Here is a 15,714-nt window from a genome sequence, read left to right on the forward strand (position 1 = left end):
CCTTTCTCATCGACCGAAAGAGTGAAAAAATGTGAAGTTTTTAAGAATTTTCCACCACTTACTAACTACCTATGAAATAAGTAAACCTGACAGAATATAGCGAGGTACATTTACAATCGCCCTTGTTATTTTTTTGTGTGTCGAACGCTAACTTACCCTTCTGCATATCATATTTATAATCAGGTATGTCATCAATGATAAATCACTATTGAAAGGAGATCGTTATGGTATTTAGACCACCTTATCAGTTCCCAATGTATTCTGGTGGCATGGGGATGCCAAGAATGCCCATGCAAATGCCGATGCAAATGCCAATGCAAATGCCTCCACAGATGTCACCACAGTCCTTTTTCCCGCCCGGAGGCTTCCCAAATCAAGCACGAATGCCGGGTGGCTTTCCAATGTCTAGTGGAATAGGATCATTTGGAGGACAAATGCCAATGCCATCTATGCAGGAACCGTCAAAAATTGGTTCATTTCTACAACAGGCGAATAGCTTATTTAACTCAGCGAAAACATATACGCCTTACATTCAGCAAGCAATGCCAATGGTGAAAAATATTCCGTCACTTTTAAAGTTGTATAAAGGATTTCAAGGGCTTCCTTCTGCAGGAGCTGCCGCAGGGGCTGGAGCAGTGGCAGCTGAAGCAGCAGCTAGCGGAGGAGGAGGTTCTAGCAAAAGTCGAAAAGCGTCTCGAGAAAATACATCATATACGCCAGCTAATCCACTCCCGTCTAAACCTCGTATTTTCCAGCCACCTATGTAGATGAAGGTTTCTTTGTATTCGCCGTTCTTGTCCGTTATAATGTAGATAGGTAAGCTTGAAAGGAGTCACAACCATGCAAGTATTAAAAATTAATCCACGTGGCTATTGCTACGGTGTTGTTGATGCGATGGTCATCGCTCGAAACGCCGCATTAGATAAAACATTACCAAGACCTATCTACATTTTAGGTATGATTGTGCATAATAAACATGTCACGGATGCATTTGAAGAAGATGGCATCATCACATTAGATGGCGAGAATCGTTTAGAAATTATTGAACAAGTTGAAACTGGCACTGTTATTTTCACAGCGCACGGTGTTTCACCTGAAATTCGTGAAATTGCGAAGCGAAAAGGCTTAGTATCCATTGATGCTACATGTCCTGACGTAACAGTTACACACGATTTAATTCGTGAAAAATCATCAAATGGCTATGATATTATTTATATCGGTAAAAAAGGCCATCCTGAGCCAGAAGGAGCAATTGGCGTTGCACCAGATCACGTGCATTTAGTGCAATCATCCACCGATATTGATGCATTAAATTTAACGAATGATAAATTACTAGTAACGAATCAAACGACGATGAGTCAATGGGATGTCGCTCATTTAATGGATAGTTTAAAAGAGAAATTCCCACATATTGAAGTTCATAAGGAGATTTGTTTGGCAACCCAGGTACGTCAAGAGGCAGTTGCTCAGCAAGCCGGGGAAGCAGAATTACTTATTGTTGTTGGTGACCCAAAATCCAATAACTCAAATCGTTTAACACAAGTATCTGTTGAAATAGCAGGTACGCCCTCTTATCGAATTGCAGACGTTTCTGAGCTAAAAATTGAATGGTTAAAAGGCATTAAGTCCGTCGCTGTCACTGCAGGGGCGTCAACGCCAACACCAATTGTAAAAGAGGTTATTTCATTCCTTGAGCAATTCGATGAAAATGATGAATCAACACATAACATTAAGCGTACAGTTACAATAGATAAAATTTTACCTAAAATTAAAACGCCAAAGCCTGTTGATAAAATTATGCCGAACTAACTGCAAAATCCTGATTGTCTGTTTCGACAATCAGGATTTTGCATTATTTACTAAAATAATAGTTGACCGGTCGACCAATGCCACCATAATGTACATCCATCGTAATTTCCTTTTGTTTTTCTAAATAATCTAAGTATCGTCTTGCTGTTACGCGTGCAATACCTACACCACTAGCAACTTCTTCGGCCGATGCTCCTTCTACAGATTGCAAATAGTGCACAACTTTCTCTAGTGTTGCACGATTAAAACCTTTAGGTAAACTTTTTTCCGGGCGTACGACATTTGTATGCTGCACCTCATTATGCCCATCATGATAATGGAATAATTGATCGAGCTCCCCCTGTGTTAACTCGCGCTCTGTTTGTATTTGCTTTTTGAAGCGCAAATAATTTTCAAGCGTACCTTGCACTCGTTCAAATGAAAAAGGTTTCATAATATAATCAAAGACACCAAGATGCAGGACCTGTTTGACCGTTTCCATATCATTAGCAGCGGTTACCGTAATTACATCTACTGGTAATTCAAGTTCACGAATTTTTCGTAAGCTTGTCACTCCATCCTGCTCTGGCATGAAAATATCCATAAATACTAATTCTGGTTTAAGTTTTCGAATTTGAGCAATCCCCTCTACTCCATTTGAAGCTTGTCCAATTACTTCAAAACCAGCTATCTTTTCAATAAATTGGCGATTAACTTCTCGCACCATTGGATCGTCCTCTATTAATAAAACCTTTGTTTGTGTCACTGTTAGCCCTCCATACACTCTGTTCTATCTCTATATGTGTAAATTTTCACTAAAGTATGCTTCTAAAGAGAGTCACACTGTTCCCATAGAATTTTTCGCTTCCTCTTCAATTATAAATACTTACATCCCTTAACTTTCAACTTCCTAGAATGACCCATAAGTAGTTGCTCAGCCTTTGGTAATACGCCTATTAAGTATGGTAAAAAGTTATTAAAAAGCTTGTTCCCTTATTCGGCTCACTTATGACTTCTATTTCTCCCTTTCCTTTTTGTACAATTTCATTTATTAAATAAAGTCCAATACCTCGACCTTTTTTCTCTTTTGTTGAATAACCGTTATCAAAAATATGTGATTTTACTTCATTTGTCATGCCTGTACCATTATCTGTTACTAGGATTGCAAGCACATCCTCATCCTCATCAACAGAAACATGGATCATTTTTTCTTCAATTTGTACATCCTTTAATGCATCAAAAGCATTTTCAATTAAGTTACCAAATAAAATAACGAAATCATGATGGTCTAAATTGTTAGGAAATGTTGTCAAACGGCTTTCTCTGTCAATCTCCAGTAGAATTCCTTGCTCTTTCGCATAGGAAATTTTACTAAGGAGAAGCCCTGAAATATTTTCATTTTTAATCCGTTCATTTAAAAAATTTGTAATTTCATCGTGTTCTTCTTTTACTTGCGTTAAGTAAGTAAGTGCTTGTTCATGATGTCCAAGCTGCAAAAGACCAGCAATTGTGTGCAATTTATTTTTATGCTCATGTGTTTGTACGCGTAATGCTTGTACGAATGCCTTAACACCCGTTAATTCCTCTGCAAGCATTTTCACTTCTGTACGATCCTTAAACATGGCCACAGCGCCAACCGTTTTTCCATTAACTTGTATAGGAATACGATTACTCATAATACTGTGATCATTAATATAGAGTTCACGATTGAAAATCGGTTGATCTAGCTCCAAAATTTCCGGTAGTCGTGTATCCGGTAATATATCAAAAATTTTCTTCCCTATTAATGTTGGTGGTTGTTTATGTACACCTAATATTTCACATGCTTTTTCATTAAATATTGTGATTGTCAATTCATTATCTATAGCAATAATTCCTTCATGCATTGCGTTAAAGGTTTCTGTTCGTTCTACATACATTTTAGCAATTTCATGAGGCTCTAACCCAAACATTTGCTTTTTCATATGAAGGCCTAACGTATGAGCCCCCCATGCACTAAAGAAAAGAGACAATGTGATTGTAATGATTAATTCTGTTTGAATCGATTGTAGTAACTCCGCAATAGTTAAAACACTATAGCCTACTACTACTACACCAATTTGTCTTCCTTCTTTACTCATTATCGGAACGAATGCTCGTACCATATCTCCATGTTCACCATGTGCAATAGATGTATAATAATGCTCAGAAAACGCTGCATTTAGATCACCTGATTGCGAAACTCGACCGATCTCTTCTGTTTTTGGATGTGAATACTTGCGCCTTTGCATATCAAGGACAACAATATACTGCGCTCCATTTATATCACGTATTTCTTCCACTACAGGATTAATGTGTTCCGTAGCCTCGTTAAAATTATTATTTGCAATGTACGTTTTTAGCTCAGGAAGCTGTGATACTGTTTTTGCGACAAGCAGAGCCTGATTTCCAAGCTTGTCCTTTTGTTCATTCATGACATACCCTAGCAAAAATGTACCACCTATACTAAAGGAGAGCATGAGAATAAAAAAAGTCAGAGACATAATTTTTCTCTTCATCGATAATTTTTGAAATTTCAAGATGTACGCCTCCCTCCTACTATATTTTAGCTTACTCCATATGTTAGAATAACAAAAACATCAGAAAATACGAATAAATTGGGTGTAATAGATGAAAAAATTTATTATTGGAACAATAGTAACCGTTTTACTATTAACGATAGCGATTGGTGTTCAACAAGGCTTACTATTTGCCAAGCCTCTTCCCTATGACGATGAGCAAAAAGGCTTGGATACACAAATAACGATTCATTTAAGTCATGTGGTGGCTGAGAATACACCAAAAGGACAGGCGGCAAGTAAATTCGCCGAGCTTGTTCAGGAAAAAACAAATGGTGAGGTGAAGGTACACGTCTACCCAAACTCTTCTTTGTTTAATGATGAAAATGAGTTTCAGGCTTTAGAAAATGGAGAAGTAGAAATGATTATCCCTACTTTTTCAAAGATGACATCCTATATACCAAATTGGCAGGTTCTTGATTTACCTTACCTTTTTAATACAGATGATGAGGTCCACGAAGTTCTTACAGGTTCGATTGGTGAAGAATTGTTAAATGAGCTTGAACCTTTTCATATAAAAGGACTAGGTTTTTGGCATAATGGCTTTAAACATTTAACTACTGTCAATCATCCTATTCATACATTTGAAGACTTAAAAGGGCTACGAGTCCGTACAATGCCAAGTAAAACACTTGAAAAGCAATTCGAGGCTGTTGGGGCTACACCAACTCCTATTTCCTTTAGCGAAGTTTTTAATGATTTAGAATCAAATACCATAGATGCTCAGGAAAACACAGCGTCCAATATTTATTCTAAAGGCTTCTATAAAGTGCAGAAGCATATGACCTTAACTAAGCATGGCATTTTAGGATACGCCGTTTTAATTAATGATAAGTTTTGGGAATCTCTACCTGCGAAAATTCAAAAACAGATTATGGAGGCTATGAAAGAAACAACAGACTGGCAATTTGAACAAGCTGTAGAAATGAACGAAGACGATCTGCAAAAACTTGAGCAGCAAGAGAACTTTGAGATTTATACGATGAGTAATAAAGAACGCCAACGCTTTAAAGAACAGCTAGAACCTGCCTATGATTTTTATAGAAATCATGTACAAAATAACGATGTTTTATCGGAAATTGAAAAAATTGTTTCACCTTAAAGTGAAAACTTTAATCATTGAAATGCAGGATCAATACTTTTGTTCATTAATGATAAACTCCTCACTAGCGTGGGGAGTTTTTTCTGTTGTATTATAATAGATTCTAAAATTATAAAACTACTATAAAACAGCTTCAAACCCTTGCTATTACTAGATTTATTCACCCTTCTACTAAAAATGAACAAAATGAACAATAGAAACATTACGGTCATAAAAACTATTGTCGGAAAATTTCAGCTATGATAACCACATGAAAGCGTTCACATAATATTCATAAGTAGTGTAAGGGGAGAACTTTATGCGTATAAATTTTAAAAACTTAACTGTACAAGTACTGATTGCCATCGTGCTAGGCATTATTGTAGGTGCTACGTTTCCAGAGTTCGGAGCGCAGTTAAAAATATTAGCAGATATTTTTATTAAATTGATTAAGATGTTAATAGCTCCTATCATTTTCTTAACAGTTGTTATTGGAATTGGTAGTATGGGCGATGTAAAAAAAGTTGGTAAAATTGGCGGGAAGGCATTAATTTATTTTGAAATTGTCTCTACTTTCGCACTTGCAATCGGCTTAATCGTTGTCAATATTGTACAACCTGGTAAAGGTTTTAATACAGCAGCTGCCAACGGTGCAGATGTTTCTCAATATACAGAGGCGGCAGCCGCTACAGAACATGGTGTTGGTGCATTCATTATGCAAATTATACCTGATAATGTTGTAGGTGCACTTGCAAATGGAGAGTTATTACCTGTTTTATTCTCAGCTGTTTTATTTGGCGTAGCTGCTGCTGCTATTGGTGAACCAGCTAAACCAGTTATTACATTTTTCGAACGAGTAGCAGATATATTCTTTAAAATTGTTAATATGGTCATGAAGGTTTCCCCGATTGGTGCATTTGGTGCAATGAGCTACACAATCGGAAATTTCGGCCTTAAATCACTTGGAAACTTAGGATTTTTAATGCTTTCCGTTTATATTACAATGTTTATTTTTATCGTATTCATCATTGGTCTTATTACACGTTACTTCGGGTTTAGTATTTTTAAGTTTATTAAATATATTAAAGATGAAATTTTTATCGTTATTGGGACATCATCATCAGAATCTGCACTGCCTTCGATGATGCGAAAATTAGAAAACTATGGTTGCTCAAAACAGGTCGTTGGTCTTGTCATTCCAACAGGGTACTCCTTTAACCTTGATGGCACGTCCATTTACTTATCCATGGCGGCTATTTTTATCGCACAAGCTTATGGAGTTGATTTAGATGTTTGGCATCAAATTACATTGCTTGCCATTTTAATGCTAACATCTAAAGGTGCAGCTGGTGTAACAGGCTCAGGCTTTATTACGCTCGCAGCAACATTAGCAGCATTCCCTATGATTCCAGTGGAAGGGATTGCACTTTTAATTGGGGTCGACCGCTTTATGTCAGAGGCTCGCGCCGTGACAAACTTAATTGGTAACGGTGTAGCAACTGTTGTCGTTTCAAAAATGGAAAAAGAATTCGATCCAGAGCAGGAAAAACGTGCTCTCGCAGGAGAAGTCACACCTCAATAATAAAAACGAAGGCTGTCCGAACGTGAAAAATTTCACATTATCGGTCAGCCTTTTTCATTGTTAAACTTTATTTATCTAAAAAACTTACACATTTTATCATTCATTTGTGATTCCTCTCTTTAACTATCTATCAAAATTTTGTTAAAGGTGAAACCTGGAGTTAAGCTTCCCCGTATAGTAAGTAGATTGGAGGCTTTTTTATGACTACATTTACCCTTACCTACCCAAAAGCTTTCGAAAGCTTTGCAAATATCCCTATTGTGAATGAACAAAATGAGACAGTTTGTGTGCTTCAAAAGATTGAACGTTCATCTGTTGGAAAAGTAATCAATGCTGTCATGCTCGTTGCTGCACAACAGACATTACCACATCGGTATGAAACCCGCACTACTTTAGGTGCACCACTTTTTCAAGTTCAATCTACACTATTAACAAAAGGCGTTAGCCATCAGCTTATTATGCCAGATGGATCCATTTTACCGATACAACGGAAGACGGTTCAATTACTTGAATCCTCCTACTCTTTTACAATGGATGGACTCGCTTTTCGCTTTGAAAAGGATTTTACTTCAACCGCCTATTTATATTGTAATGATGAAAAAATTGCAAGTGCTAGTACTATAGAAACTGAACTTGTGCATATTGGGATATCTTTTAAACTTTTTAACTCTGACGATACGCTCTTTGTTGCTTTGCTAGCGACTCTGTATCAGGCTTTATTCTCAATGAGTAATAAGTAGAACGATGCTTCTTTTCCATTCCAATTGGACACTTTCCTATGGGTTTCAGTCGCAAATTCCTAGGAATCGACCGGCCTCGTCTCAATATATACATAAAAATTCGGTTTTAAAAAGATATGAACGCTTAAACTCCTATTGCTGAACTGCGCCCCGATTGTTAGACACATCTAACAATTGGAGGTACAGTTCATTGCTAGGGGTTTTTTTGATGGTAGAAATTATATAAGTAGCTTTATTGCATTTACTACTGCTTGTCGCTAACTTTACATAAAAGCTAGGGTTTATATGTTTTCCTATACTGCTAGAATCATTCAATATATTCCGGGACACGAAATAAATTCGCTTTGTTTTGACCATTTTATGCCTCCCTTCTAAAAAAGGAGTACACTAAAGAGGTAGAAATACTATACTTTGGGGGCATTTAAAATGGATACAAAAGCAGCGGAAATTAAAAATTTAATGACATTAAATCTACTTGTACAAATCCTAGAAGAACGCGGTATTATGACAGATAGGGAATTAAAAGAACGTCTCACTAATAACGTTAAACTTTCCTCTATGGATACAGATTTGAAAGAAAAAGTTATTGAAGAAATAAAACATTAATGGAATGGATGGCATATCAAAAAGGGCCGCTTCCTGTAAGCGGCCCCTTTTTAAATATGCACTTTTAGTTCCTTTACATGTACAGCAGTTCCTGTTATCGAAATATCCAGTTTCTCCTCATATTTTTTTACATGTACATGCACACGACCATCCTTCCCAAGTTCCTGACCCTGTTCTATAGTAAGTGTTTTTGGCAATTGAGCTTCCCGATCGATATAATTTGCAAAATATGCTCCCATTACACCAGAGGCAGTGCCTGTAGTTATATCTTCAATTGTTCCAGAATAAGGTGATGAAAAGTGTCTTGCGTGCATATCTGCATTTTTATCAAATGCCTCTAAGCAAAAAGGATGCACGGATGCTTTTGGCATTTCTTCAAGAATGTCTGGAAAGTCTGCCGTTTGCGGAGTCATTTTTTCAAAGTAGGTTAAATTTTTAATAGGTATTAGCAATGTCCAAATTCCTGTACTTCCATAGACTATCGGCAAATTAGGATGTATCGCTTCCTCTGTTAGTCCAATGGATTGAGCAAGCTTAGTTTTTGAACCATTAAAGGCTTCAAATTGGGGTGCTGCATGCTGCATGGTGATGTAAATTCCCCCTGCTTTTTGTTCTTTAATCTCAATTGCAAGAATTCCTGCCCTCGTCTCGATAGTTAGTTTTGATTTATCTTCTAGTAAACCTTGTGTTTTTAATGCATGTATCGTAGCCATCGTTGCATGCCCACATAAATTCATCTCATGACCTGGTGTGAAATAACGTATACGTATATCTGCTTTATCCGATTTAAGTGCAAAGGCTGTTTCGTTAAAGCCTACTTGCTTAGCAATTGCCTGCATTTCTATTTCACTATACTGATCTCCCTCAACGACGACACCTGCTGGATTTCCCATATTAGGGATCGTGCTAAACGCATCATAATGGTGGACGGTAACCTTTTTCATATACTTTCCTTCCTTTCTTTAGGTTTTACAGCAAAGCTTGTCTACGCTCTAACTAACGTGTACTACCAAGCCTTTCAAACGGCCACAATATAAAGTCCGTTGTTCCTAAAATTGTATTCTGCGAAACAAATCCAACTTCCGAACTCCGACTATCTATGCTTCCTCGGCGGTTATCCCCCAGAACGAAAAAATAGCCCTCTGGTACAGTCTTTTTTCCCAATTGTTCCTCTAAGGTGAAATCATATGTAAAATCACCTTTATCAAGTAGGGCTTTTTTATATTCAGTTAAATAGGGCTCATCAAAAGCCTTTCCGTTTATATATAAAACATCATCTTTATAGGCTATTTGATCGCCTGGTAAACCGATGATTCTTTTAATATAATGCTTATCTTCTTTTGTTTCAAAGACAATAACATCGAAGCGGTCATAATTAGAAATTCGGGGTCCTACTTTATTAACAATAACTTTATCTCCATTTTCAAAAGTCGGCTCCATTGAAGCACCTTCTACAACTACAGGAGATAGAATAAAATAACGTACACCCATTGTAAAAACAATTGCCAGTCCAATCACTTTAAACCATGCCCAAAATTCATTCTTAGTTTGTTTTTGTGTCACACTTTACACTCCGATCCCTTTTATTTAGTTTCCAATTTACTTACATTAATGGATACGAATTTCCTGTTAAAAAAGTTCCATTATTTATTATAAATAATTCTAAAATATCTCCTATAAAAAAGAATTAGTGCAGAGACTTTTTGCCTTAGCACTAATTCTTAGTTTTTAGAACAAGATATTGAAGGGTGATATTTAATTTTCTACTCAGTTTTCCTTACTTCTTGTTCAACCATGAAACCTGTAAATTCATCTGGCGCTACTTGCTTTTTCAATCTCATAGCTATTAAATAGACAATCATTGACACAATTAAAGATTGAACTGCAGGTAAGCCCATTGGGTTAATATATTGGGAGTAGTAGCCTACTGCCACTGCTGCAACTACAGCAATCGTAGCCATCCAGTTCCAGCCCTTAATTTCTTTCCATTGCTTTTTGCGAATAAAGAAAAAATCAGCAAACATTACACCCGCAATTGCTGGATAAAGTAATGCAGTTAAGTATAGGAAATCTGTGAAGTAATCTAGAATCCCCATCAGTGCGATAATAATCGCAATAATTGTACCCACAAATGTGAGTAAAGCTCGTCCTTTTCCGGAAGTAACATTTAAAACGTTTGCTAATGCTAAACCCATACTATAATTATTGACAAGCTGTGATGTCCAAGTAGCTAACCATAAAATAAGGAACCCCCAAACTGGGAAACCTAGATTCATCATGACATTAACGATATCAGCATCGCCCACTCCAACAGACATGATTGCACCTACGATAAATAACGGGAACCCGATTAAAACGATACCGCTTGGAATTAATATATTATCTTTCCATAACGGCTTTGCGTAGCGTGTATAATCGGACGCAATTACCCATTGCGAGACATTTACGCCAATTACAAGACTAATTGCTGCTGCAATAGTCATCGACTGCTCTGGATTCCAAGATGAAATTGTTTCCCATCCTGTATTTTTTAAAGCTAAGTAAATACCACCAACAATTAGTAATAATCCTGACGGAACAGCTAAATAATCTGTCCATTTCATAGAACCGTAACCGATAATTGAAGGTGCTGCAAAAAGTAGACCCGCTATTATTGTTATCACTGCCCAAGCAAACCAATTATGCTTATAGTCGATTCCAAACATGGCAGCCATTGCATTACCAGCAACAGCCGTTTGTAAAGCCCACCATCCAAGAGAAACAACAAATATCGTTAAGCCAACGATTAATTTAGCTTGAATAGTACCAAAGCTTGTTTTTGCTATTACGGAAGATGGAAGACCGGTTTTAGCCCCGATATAGCCTTGTAATGTATTACCTAGCCATTGAAAACCAAATAATGAGATAATCAAGATTAGCAGGATTTTACCTAACCCAAAACTTGCTGTTAAACTAGCTCCTACCATTAAAACTGGTATTGTAAACTCAAGGCCACCAAAAATCATGGTTGGTGTGATCCAATGCTGTCGATCCGTTTCTGGTATTGCAGTTAATGCTGGGTCTTTACCGAGCATTGAAGTTTTTTCTGCATTCACTTCATTTTCCATTTCTACTTAACCCCCTTACTTTATCCAATGATATTATTTTAGTATGTTAGGTTCTCTCGATAAAAACAGAATATTCAATCTATTTAATATCTAATAATGCATAAACAAGCTCCACTATTTCTTCACTATCATTCATACACCAATGTGCTTCTCCAGCTGGAATAAAAGATGCCTCTCCTTGAGAAATTCGATAGTTTTTTCCTCCAGATTCTCCTGTTAGAGAACCTCTCATAATAAAGGAGTACTCATTTTCTATATGTGATGTAGTACCCGATAAAGGCAATCGTTCACCAGGTTTTATTTTGACGAAGCCAAACTTAATTTCACTTTCTTTATACTGATCTTGAAATAAATTTTGTTGAACAACATCTTCTTGTATAATCTCTTTAATTATCATGGCATTTCTCCTTTTACTACGCTTTTCGTTTTGGCAGTTCCTCGTAACTATAGTCCGTTTCATCTACTCGAACAAAAAAGAATGTTTCCGCTTCTTCCTTCGAAAAGTAGCCATTTTTAACATCGTGCGCTACTTGTGCAGCTGGGCGATTACGCGGATTTCCATAGCCTCCACCAGTGCCAGTTATTAATTGAACTACATCGTTCTTATTTAATTTATATCTTGGGTACACACCATATGGACCATCAATTTCACCAGATGCTTTTTTAATGTAAAACTCATTCGGTGAACCATAATTGCCATTATCAATCCCCCATGGTAAAAATTTATTCCGCCCAAATGTTACAGTCACTGCTTGATTATCTGTCATTGCTCTATAGGAACGAATAACCCCTTTACCACCAATATATTCTCCAGCACCTGCTCCATTTCTATCCTCTCTTAAACTATATTCATCAATTAATACGCCATAGCGTGTTTCTGCTACTTCTATTGGTACATTGTAAGTTTCACCATCTGAAAAGCAGAATTGACCAGATGCACCATCTGCATCATTTCCACCACCCCATCCACCTACAGATGGTTCAACAATTAAGAATGGATCTCCTGTATCATGGTGTGTTCCGCTTAATGTCACTGCACAAACCGATAAAAATTGACCAGCTGTTAATCGACTAGGAATGTGTGGAGCTAACGCTTTCCATACTAAATCTAAGCTGCCAAGCAATGTTTCAAAGTAATTGGAAACAGGCACTGGTCTTTCGGCAGACATAATTGATTGTGGAGCAACGATAATTTTTAATGGCTTAAATACACCATCATTTACATCTTGAGCTGGATTTGTAATAGCTAAAAAGATGGCACGTACCGCTGATACTAATCCAGTATAAGAACAATTGACTGGACCTGGTACTTGCGGCGAGCTTCCACTAAAATCACAAATAAATTCATCATCTGTAATGGTTACCTTAACTTTAATGGGAAATGGTCCATTTCCAATGCCATCAGTATCGATAAAATCCTCAGCATAAAATTCACCCTTTGGAAGCTTCACGAGCTCTTGCTTGGACATCAATTCTCCGTGTGCCAAATGATAGTCAATCGCTGCTAAAATAGTTTCTACTGAATGTTTATCACATAATTCATTGACGCGTTTTTCACCTGTTCTAAGAGCAGCAACTTGGGCAAACATATCTCCTAGCGATAGGTCTGGGAATCGCACATTTGAACGAATAATCTCGACAATTGCCTCGTTTAATTTACCTTGGTTATAGAGTTTTATGCACGAAAACTGAAGCCCTTCTTGGAAAATATCTACTGAGTCATTGGTAAACGAACCTGGATCCTTACCTCCAACTTCTGTCCAATGGGCCTTATTTGCAGAAAAAGCAATCAATGTCCCTTTATAAAAGATCGGCATAACGAGTCCGACATCTGACAAATGGGAACCCCCTCCTTGATAAGGATCATTGATAATAATAATATCCCCTTCCTTTAATTTATCGCCTGGATATTTTTTCAACGTTTCCTTAACCATAAAAGTCAGCATACCAATGAAACCTGTAACACCATTACCCTGTGTTAGCAAATTACCTTCTGCATCTGTTAAGCCACTTGCATAGTCTAAAACCTCATAGATTATAGGGCTCATAGAAGTTCGAGCCAAAGCAACGAACATCTCATCTCCAGCAGATAACAGAGCATCTTTCACAATTTCTAACGTAAAAGGATCCATTTGCGTGTTCAATGTAAACATTATATTTCCTCCTTTTCAATAACGATGTTTCCATAAGCGTCTACATAGAGCGACTGACTTTTATAAATCACAGTAGCGGCAGCTTTTTCTTCTACGATAACTGGACCTTTTATCTTTACTTCTATCGGCAGTAACTCGCGATCATAAATATTTGTTTTCACCCAACCATCCTGCTCATAATAAACATTACGTTGTTCTAGCAAAGCATCTTGTAAGCTACTTTGACGATTTATAGTTTTCAGCTTCGGCTTGTGAACCTTACCAAAAGCTGTCACATGGATATTGACAATTTCCGTCTCTGCGTCCGGCAATTTAAACGAAAAATTTTTCTCGTGTAAATGATTAAAATCTGCTATTGCTTCGTCAATTGTTGCTTGATTCCATTGACCACCATCTACAGGCACTTTAACGGTATGTTCTTGGCCCAAATAGCGCATGTCTGCAAAACGTTGGAAAAACACATTGTCCCTACTCATGCTCTCAGCTTCAAAATGTTGAATAGCATTGCTTTCAATTTCCGCCCATACTTTATTCATTTCAGCTAAATCAAGTTCATGCATTCGTTTAATATATGTTTGTATATAATCGTGACGTAAATCTGTCATAAGCATTCCCCATGCAGAAAATACAGGTGATGCAATAGGAATAATGACTTTTTTAACACCTAACTCAAGTGCTAAAGCAGGTGCATGCATCGAACCACCTCCACCAAAAGCAATCATTGTAAAATCTTGAGGATTATGACCTTTCCGAATTGAGATTAACTTTAGTGCATTTAGCATATTAGAATTTGCAATACGAATTATGCCGAGTGCAGCTTCTTCAGCAGACATGTTAAACTGATTCCCTATATTATTCTCAATTACATTTTTAACATTGTCGAGATTGACATTGAATTCAAAATTTTTCGGCGTCAATCTACCTGTTAATAAATTGGCATCGGTTGTTGTTGGTTCTGTTCCACCTTGCCCATAGGCAACTGGGCCAGGACAAGCGCCTGCAGATTGTGGCCCTACTTTTAAAGATCCTGCACTATCTATCCAAGCAATAGAGCCCCCACCATTACCAATCTCTACAATATCAACAACAGGTGTTTTAATTGGATAGCCTGCATGGCGATTATCTTTCTCAATATAATAATCTGTTGAAACCTTCACTTCGCCATTTTCAATTAAAGAGCACTTCGCTGTAGTCCCCCCTATATCAAAAGCAATAATATTTTTTTCATCTAATATTTCACCAAGTACAGCTGCACCTAAAATACCAGCAACTGGGCCGGACTCCACCATGTTTATTGGGGAACGCTTTGCATTATCAAACTTTGTTGTTCCCCCATTTGATTGCATAATATAGCTTTGTTCAATATTCACTGTTTCCTGTAATTTTCGCTCAAGACGATCAATATATGTTGTAGCAGTTGGCTGCACATAAGCATTTAATACTGCCGTATTTGTTCGTTCATATTCACGCCATTCTTGTGTAATCTCACTTGAAGCAGTTACTTGTATCTCTGGCCATAATTCCTTAATTTTTTGCACGGCCGCTTTTTCATGTTCATTGTTAACGTAAGAATGTAAAAAGGAGACGGCAATCGCCTCTACCTGTTCTTTCTTAAAATAGTCCACGATTTCTTCAAGCTCAGTAACATTTATCTCTTCTAATACTTGTCCTTTATAATTAAGTCTTTCAGTAACTTCTCTACGTAAATAACGCTCTACGAACGGTTGGGGTTTTTGGTACTTGACATTAAACAAATCTGGCCGATTTCCTCGTGCAATTTCTAATACATCTCTAAAACCTTTTGTTGTAATTAACCCAGTTTTAGCTCCCTTACGCTCTGTCAATGCATTAATGATTACTGTAGTTCCATGGACAAACATTTCTAACTGTGTTTGATTAACACCGCTTTTTTGAATGACATCTATGACTCCCTGTTCAAAATATGGCGGCGTTGTATTACTTTTCTCATAGCCAAAGTTCCCCTGCCCATCCACATATACTAAATCAGTAAATGTACCCCCGATATCTGTTGCAACTCTCATTTCATACACCCAACCTTC

At 37.1% G+C, this 15,714-nt stretch carries 14 protein-coding genes; 6 read left to right on the plus strand and 8 right to left on the minus strand.

The annotated features are described in order from the left end of the window. The first annotated feature begins 224 nt into the window (after positions 1-224). Both vrrA and ABE34_RS15425 read left to right on the plus strand, forming a co-directional pair. Positions 225-767 (plus strand): VrrA/YqfQ family protein, encoded by a 543-nt coding sequence (gene vrrA / locus ABE34_RS15420; RefSeq protein WP_197143391.1) that lies wholly within the window; start codon positions 225-227, stop codon positions 765-767. Between the two features lie 73 nt (positions 768-840). Beyond that, on the plus strand, positions 841-1,809 hold the full coding sequence (locus ABE34_RS15425; protein ID WP_197143392.1) for a 4-hydroxy-3-methylbut-2-enyl diphosphate reductase: 969 nt from the start codon (positions 841-843) through the stop codon (positions 1,807-1,809). Between the two features lie 43 nt (positions 1,810-1,852). Here the strand turns inward: ABE34_RS15425 and ABE34_RS15430 are convergent, their stop codons facing one another. Together ABE34_RS15430 and ABE34_RS15435 are read right to left on the minus strand one after the other, a co-directional pair. Beyond that, positions 1,853-2,554 (minus strand): response regulator, encoded by a 702-nt coding sequence (locus ABE34_RS15430; RefSeq protein ID WP_197143393.1) that lies wholly within the window; start codon positions 2,552-2,554, stop codon positions 1,853-1,855. Positions 2,555-2,744: 190 nt separating this feature from the next. Beyond that, complete coding sequence (locus ABE34_RS15435) at positions 2,745-4,325, minus strand: ATP-binding protein (protein WP_430982169.1); 1,581 nt, start codon at positions 4,323-4,325, stop codon at positions 2,745-2,747. A 112-nt stretch (positions 4,326-4,437) separates the two neighbouring features. Here ABE34_RS15435 and ABE34_RS15440 point away from each other — a divergent pair, with 112 nt between their 5' ends. The 4 genes from ABE34_RS15440 (at position 4,438) to ABE34_RS15455 (ending at position 8,394) form a co-directional block, all read left to right on the plus strand. Further along, positions 4,438-5,487, plus strand: a complete 1,050-nt coding sequence (locus ABE34_RS15440; RefSeq protein ID WP_197143394.1) for a TRAP transporter substrate-binding protein — start codon at positions 4,438-4,440, stop codon at positions 5,485-5,487. 298 nt (positions 5,488-5,785) lie between these two features. Beyond that, positions 5,786-7,048 carry a dicarboxylate/amino acid:cation symporter gene (locus ABE34_RS15445; RefSeq protein ID WP_197143395.1) on the plus strand — a complete coding sequence of 421 codons (1,263 nt, stop codon included), beginning with the start codon at positions 5,786-5,788 and terminating at the stop codon, positions 7,046-7,048. A 200-nt stretch (positions 7,049-7,248) separates the two neighbouring features. Continuing rightward, a complete protein-coding gene (locus ABE34_RS15450) occupies positions 7,249-7,788 on the plus strand; it encodes a tubby C-terminal domain-like protein (RefSeq protein WP_197143396.1) in 540 nt (179 codons plus the stop codon). A gap of 426 nt (positions 7,789-8,214) precedes the next feature. Continuing rightward, on the plus strand, positions 8,215-8,394 hold the full coding sequence (locus tag ABE34_RS15455) for a hypothetical protein (RefSeq protein WP_197143397.1): 180 nt from the start codon (positions 8,215-8,217) through the stop codon (positions 8,392-8,394). A gap of 50 nt (positions 8,395-8,444) precedes the next feature. On the opposite strand, the gene ABE34_RS15460 is transcribed toward ABE34_RS15455, so the two are convergent. The 6 genes from ABE34_RS15460 to ABE34_RS15485 all read right to left on the minus strand — a co-directional run bounded on the left by ABE34_RS15460 (position 8,445) and on the right by ABE34_RS15485 (position 15,696). Beyond that, positions 8,445-9,338, minus strand: a complete 894-nt coding sequence (locus ABE34_RS15460) for a PhzF family phenazine biosynthesis isomerase (RefSeq protein WP_197143398.1) — start codon at positions 9,336-9,338, stop codon at positions 8,445-8,447. Between the two features lie 52 nt (positions 9,339-9,390). Then, positions 9,391-9,957, minus strand: a complete 567-nt coding sequence (gene lepB / locus ABE34_RS15465) for a signal peptidase I (RefSeq protein WP_197143399.1) — start codon at positions 9,955-9,957, stop codon at positions 9,391-9,393. A gap of 200 nt (positions 9,958-10,157) precedes the next feature. Further along, positions 10,158-11,501: a purine-cytosine permease family protein gene (locus ABE34_RS15470; RefSeq protein WP_197143400.1), complete on the minus strand. Its 1,344-nt coding sequence runs from the start codon at positions 11,499-11,501 to the stop codon at positions 10,158-10,160. Positions 11,502-11,580: 79 nt separating this feature from the next. Then, positions 11,581-11,898: a cupin domain-containing protein gene (locus tag ABE34_RS15475; protein ID WP_197143401.1), complete on the minus strand. Its 318-nt coding sequence runs from the start codon at positions 11,896-11,898 to the stop codon at positions 11,581-11,583. 16 nt (positions 11,899-11,914) lie between these two features. Beyond that, on the minus strand, positions 11,915-13,654 hold the full coding sequence (locus ABE34_RS15480) for a hydantoinase B/oxoprolinase family protein (protein WP_197143402.1): 1,740 nt from the start codon (positions 13,652-13,654) through the stop codon (positions 11,915-11,917). Then, positions 13,654-15,696 (minus strand): hydantoinase/oxoprolinase family protein, encoded by a 2,043-nt coding sequence (locus ABE34_RS15485; protein WP_197143403.1) that lies wholly within the window; start codon positions 15,694-15,696, stop codon positions 13,654-13,656. The genes ABE34_RS15480 and ABE34_RS15485 overlap by 1 nt, the downstream gene beginning before the upstream one ends. Between the last annotated feature and the right edge of the window lie 18 nt (positions 15,697-15,714).

It is taken from the genome of Lysinibacillus sphaericus (assembly GCF_015844675.1).
GTDB classification, from domain to species: Bacteria; Bacillota; Bacilli; order Bacillales_A; family Planococcaceae; genus Lysinibacillus; species Lysinibacillus sphaericus_E.

Bases quoted from the DNA above. Each gene is read 5' to 3' on its own strand.
- vrrA (WP_197143391.1), top strand. From the start codon at position 225: ATGGTATTTAGACCACCTTATCAGTTCCCAATGTATTCTGGTGGCATG.
- ABE34_RS15425 (WP_197143392.1), top strand. From the start codon at position 841: ATGCAAGTATTAAAAATTAATCCACGTGGCTATTGCTACGGTGTTGTT.
- ABE34_RS15435 (WP_430982169.1), bottom strand. From the start codon at position 4,325: ATGAAGAGAAAAATTATGTCTCTGACTTTTTTTATTCTCATGCTCTCC.
- ABE34_RS15440 (WP_197143394.1), top strand. From the start codon at position 4,438: ATGAAAAAATTTATTATTGGAACAATAGTAACCGTTTTACTATTAACG.
- ABE34_RS15445 (WP_197143395.1), top strand. From the start codon at position 5,786: ATGCGTATAAATTTTAAAAACTTAACTGTACAAGTACTGATTGCCATC.
- ABE34_RS15450 (WP_197143396.1), top strand. From the start codon at position 7,249: ATGACTACATTTACCCTTACCTACCCAAAAGCTTTCGAAAGCTTTGCA.
- ABE34_RS15455 (WP_197143397.1), top strand. From the start codon at position 8,215: ATGGATACAAAAGCAGCGGAAATTAAAAATTTAATGACATTAAATCTA.
- ABE34_RS15460 (WP_197143398.1), bottom strand. From the start codon at position 9,338: ATGAAAAAGGTTACCGTCCACCATTATGATGCGTTTAGCACGATCCCT.
- ABE34_RS15470 (WP_197143400.1), bottom strand. From the start codon at position 11,501: ATGGAAAATGAAGTGAATGCAGAAAAAACTTCAATGCTCGGTAAAGAC.
- ABE34_RS15475 (WP_197143401.1), bottom strand. From the start codon at position 11,898: ATGATAATTAAAGAGATTATACAAGAAGATGTTGTTCAACAAAATTTA.
- ABE34_RS15480 (WP_197143402.1), bottom strand. From the start codon at position 13,654: ATGTTTACATTGAACACGCAAATGGATCCTTTTACGTTAGAAATTGTG.
- ABE34_RS15485 (WP_197143403.1), bottom strand. From the start codon at position 15,696: ATGAGAGTTGCAACAGATATCGGGGGTACATTTACTGATTTAGTATAT.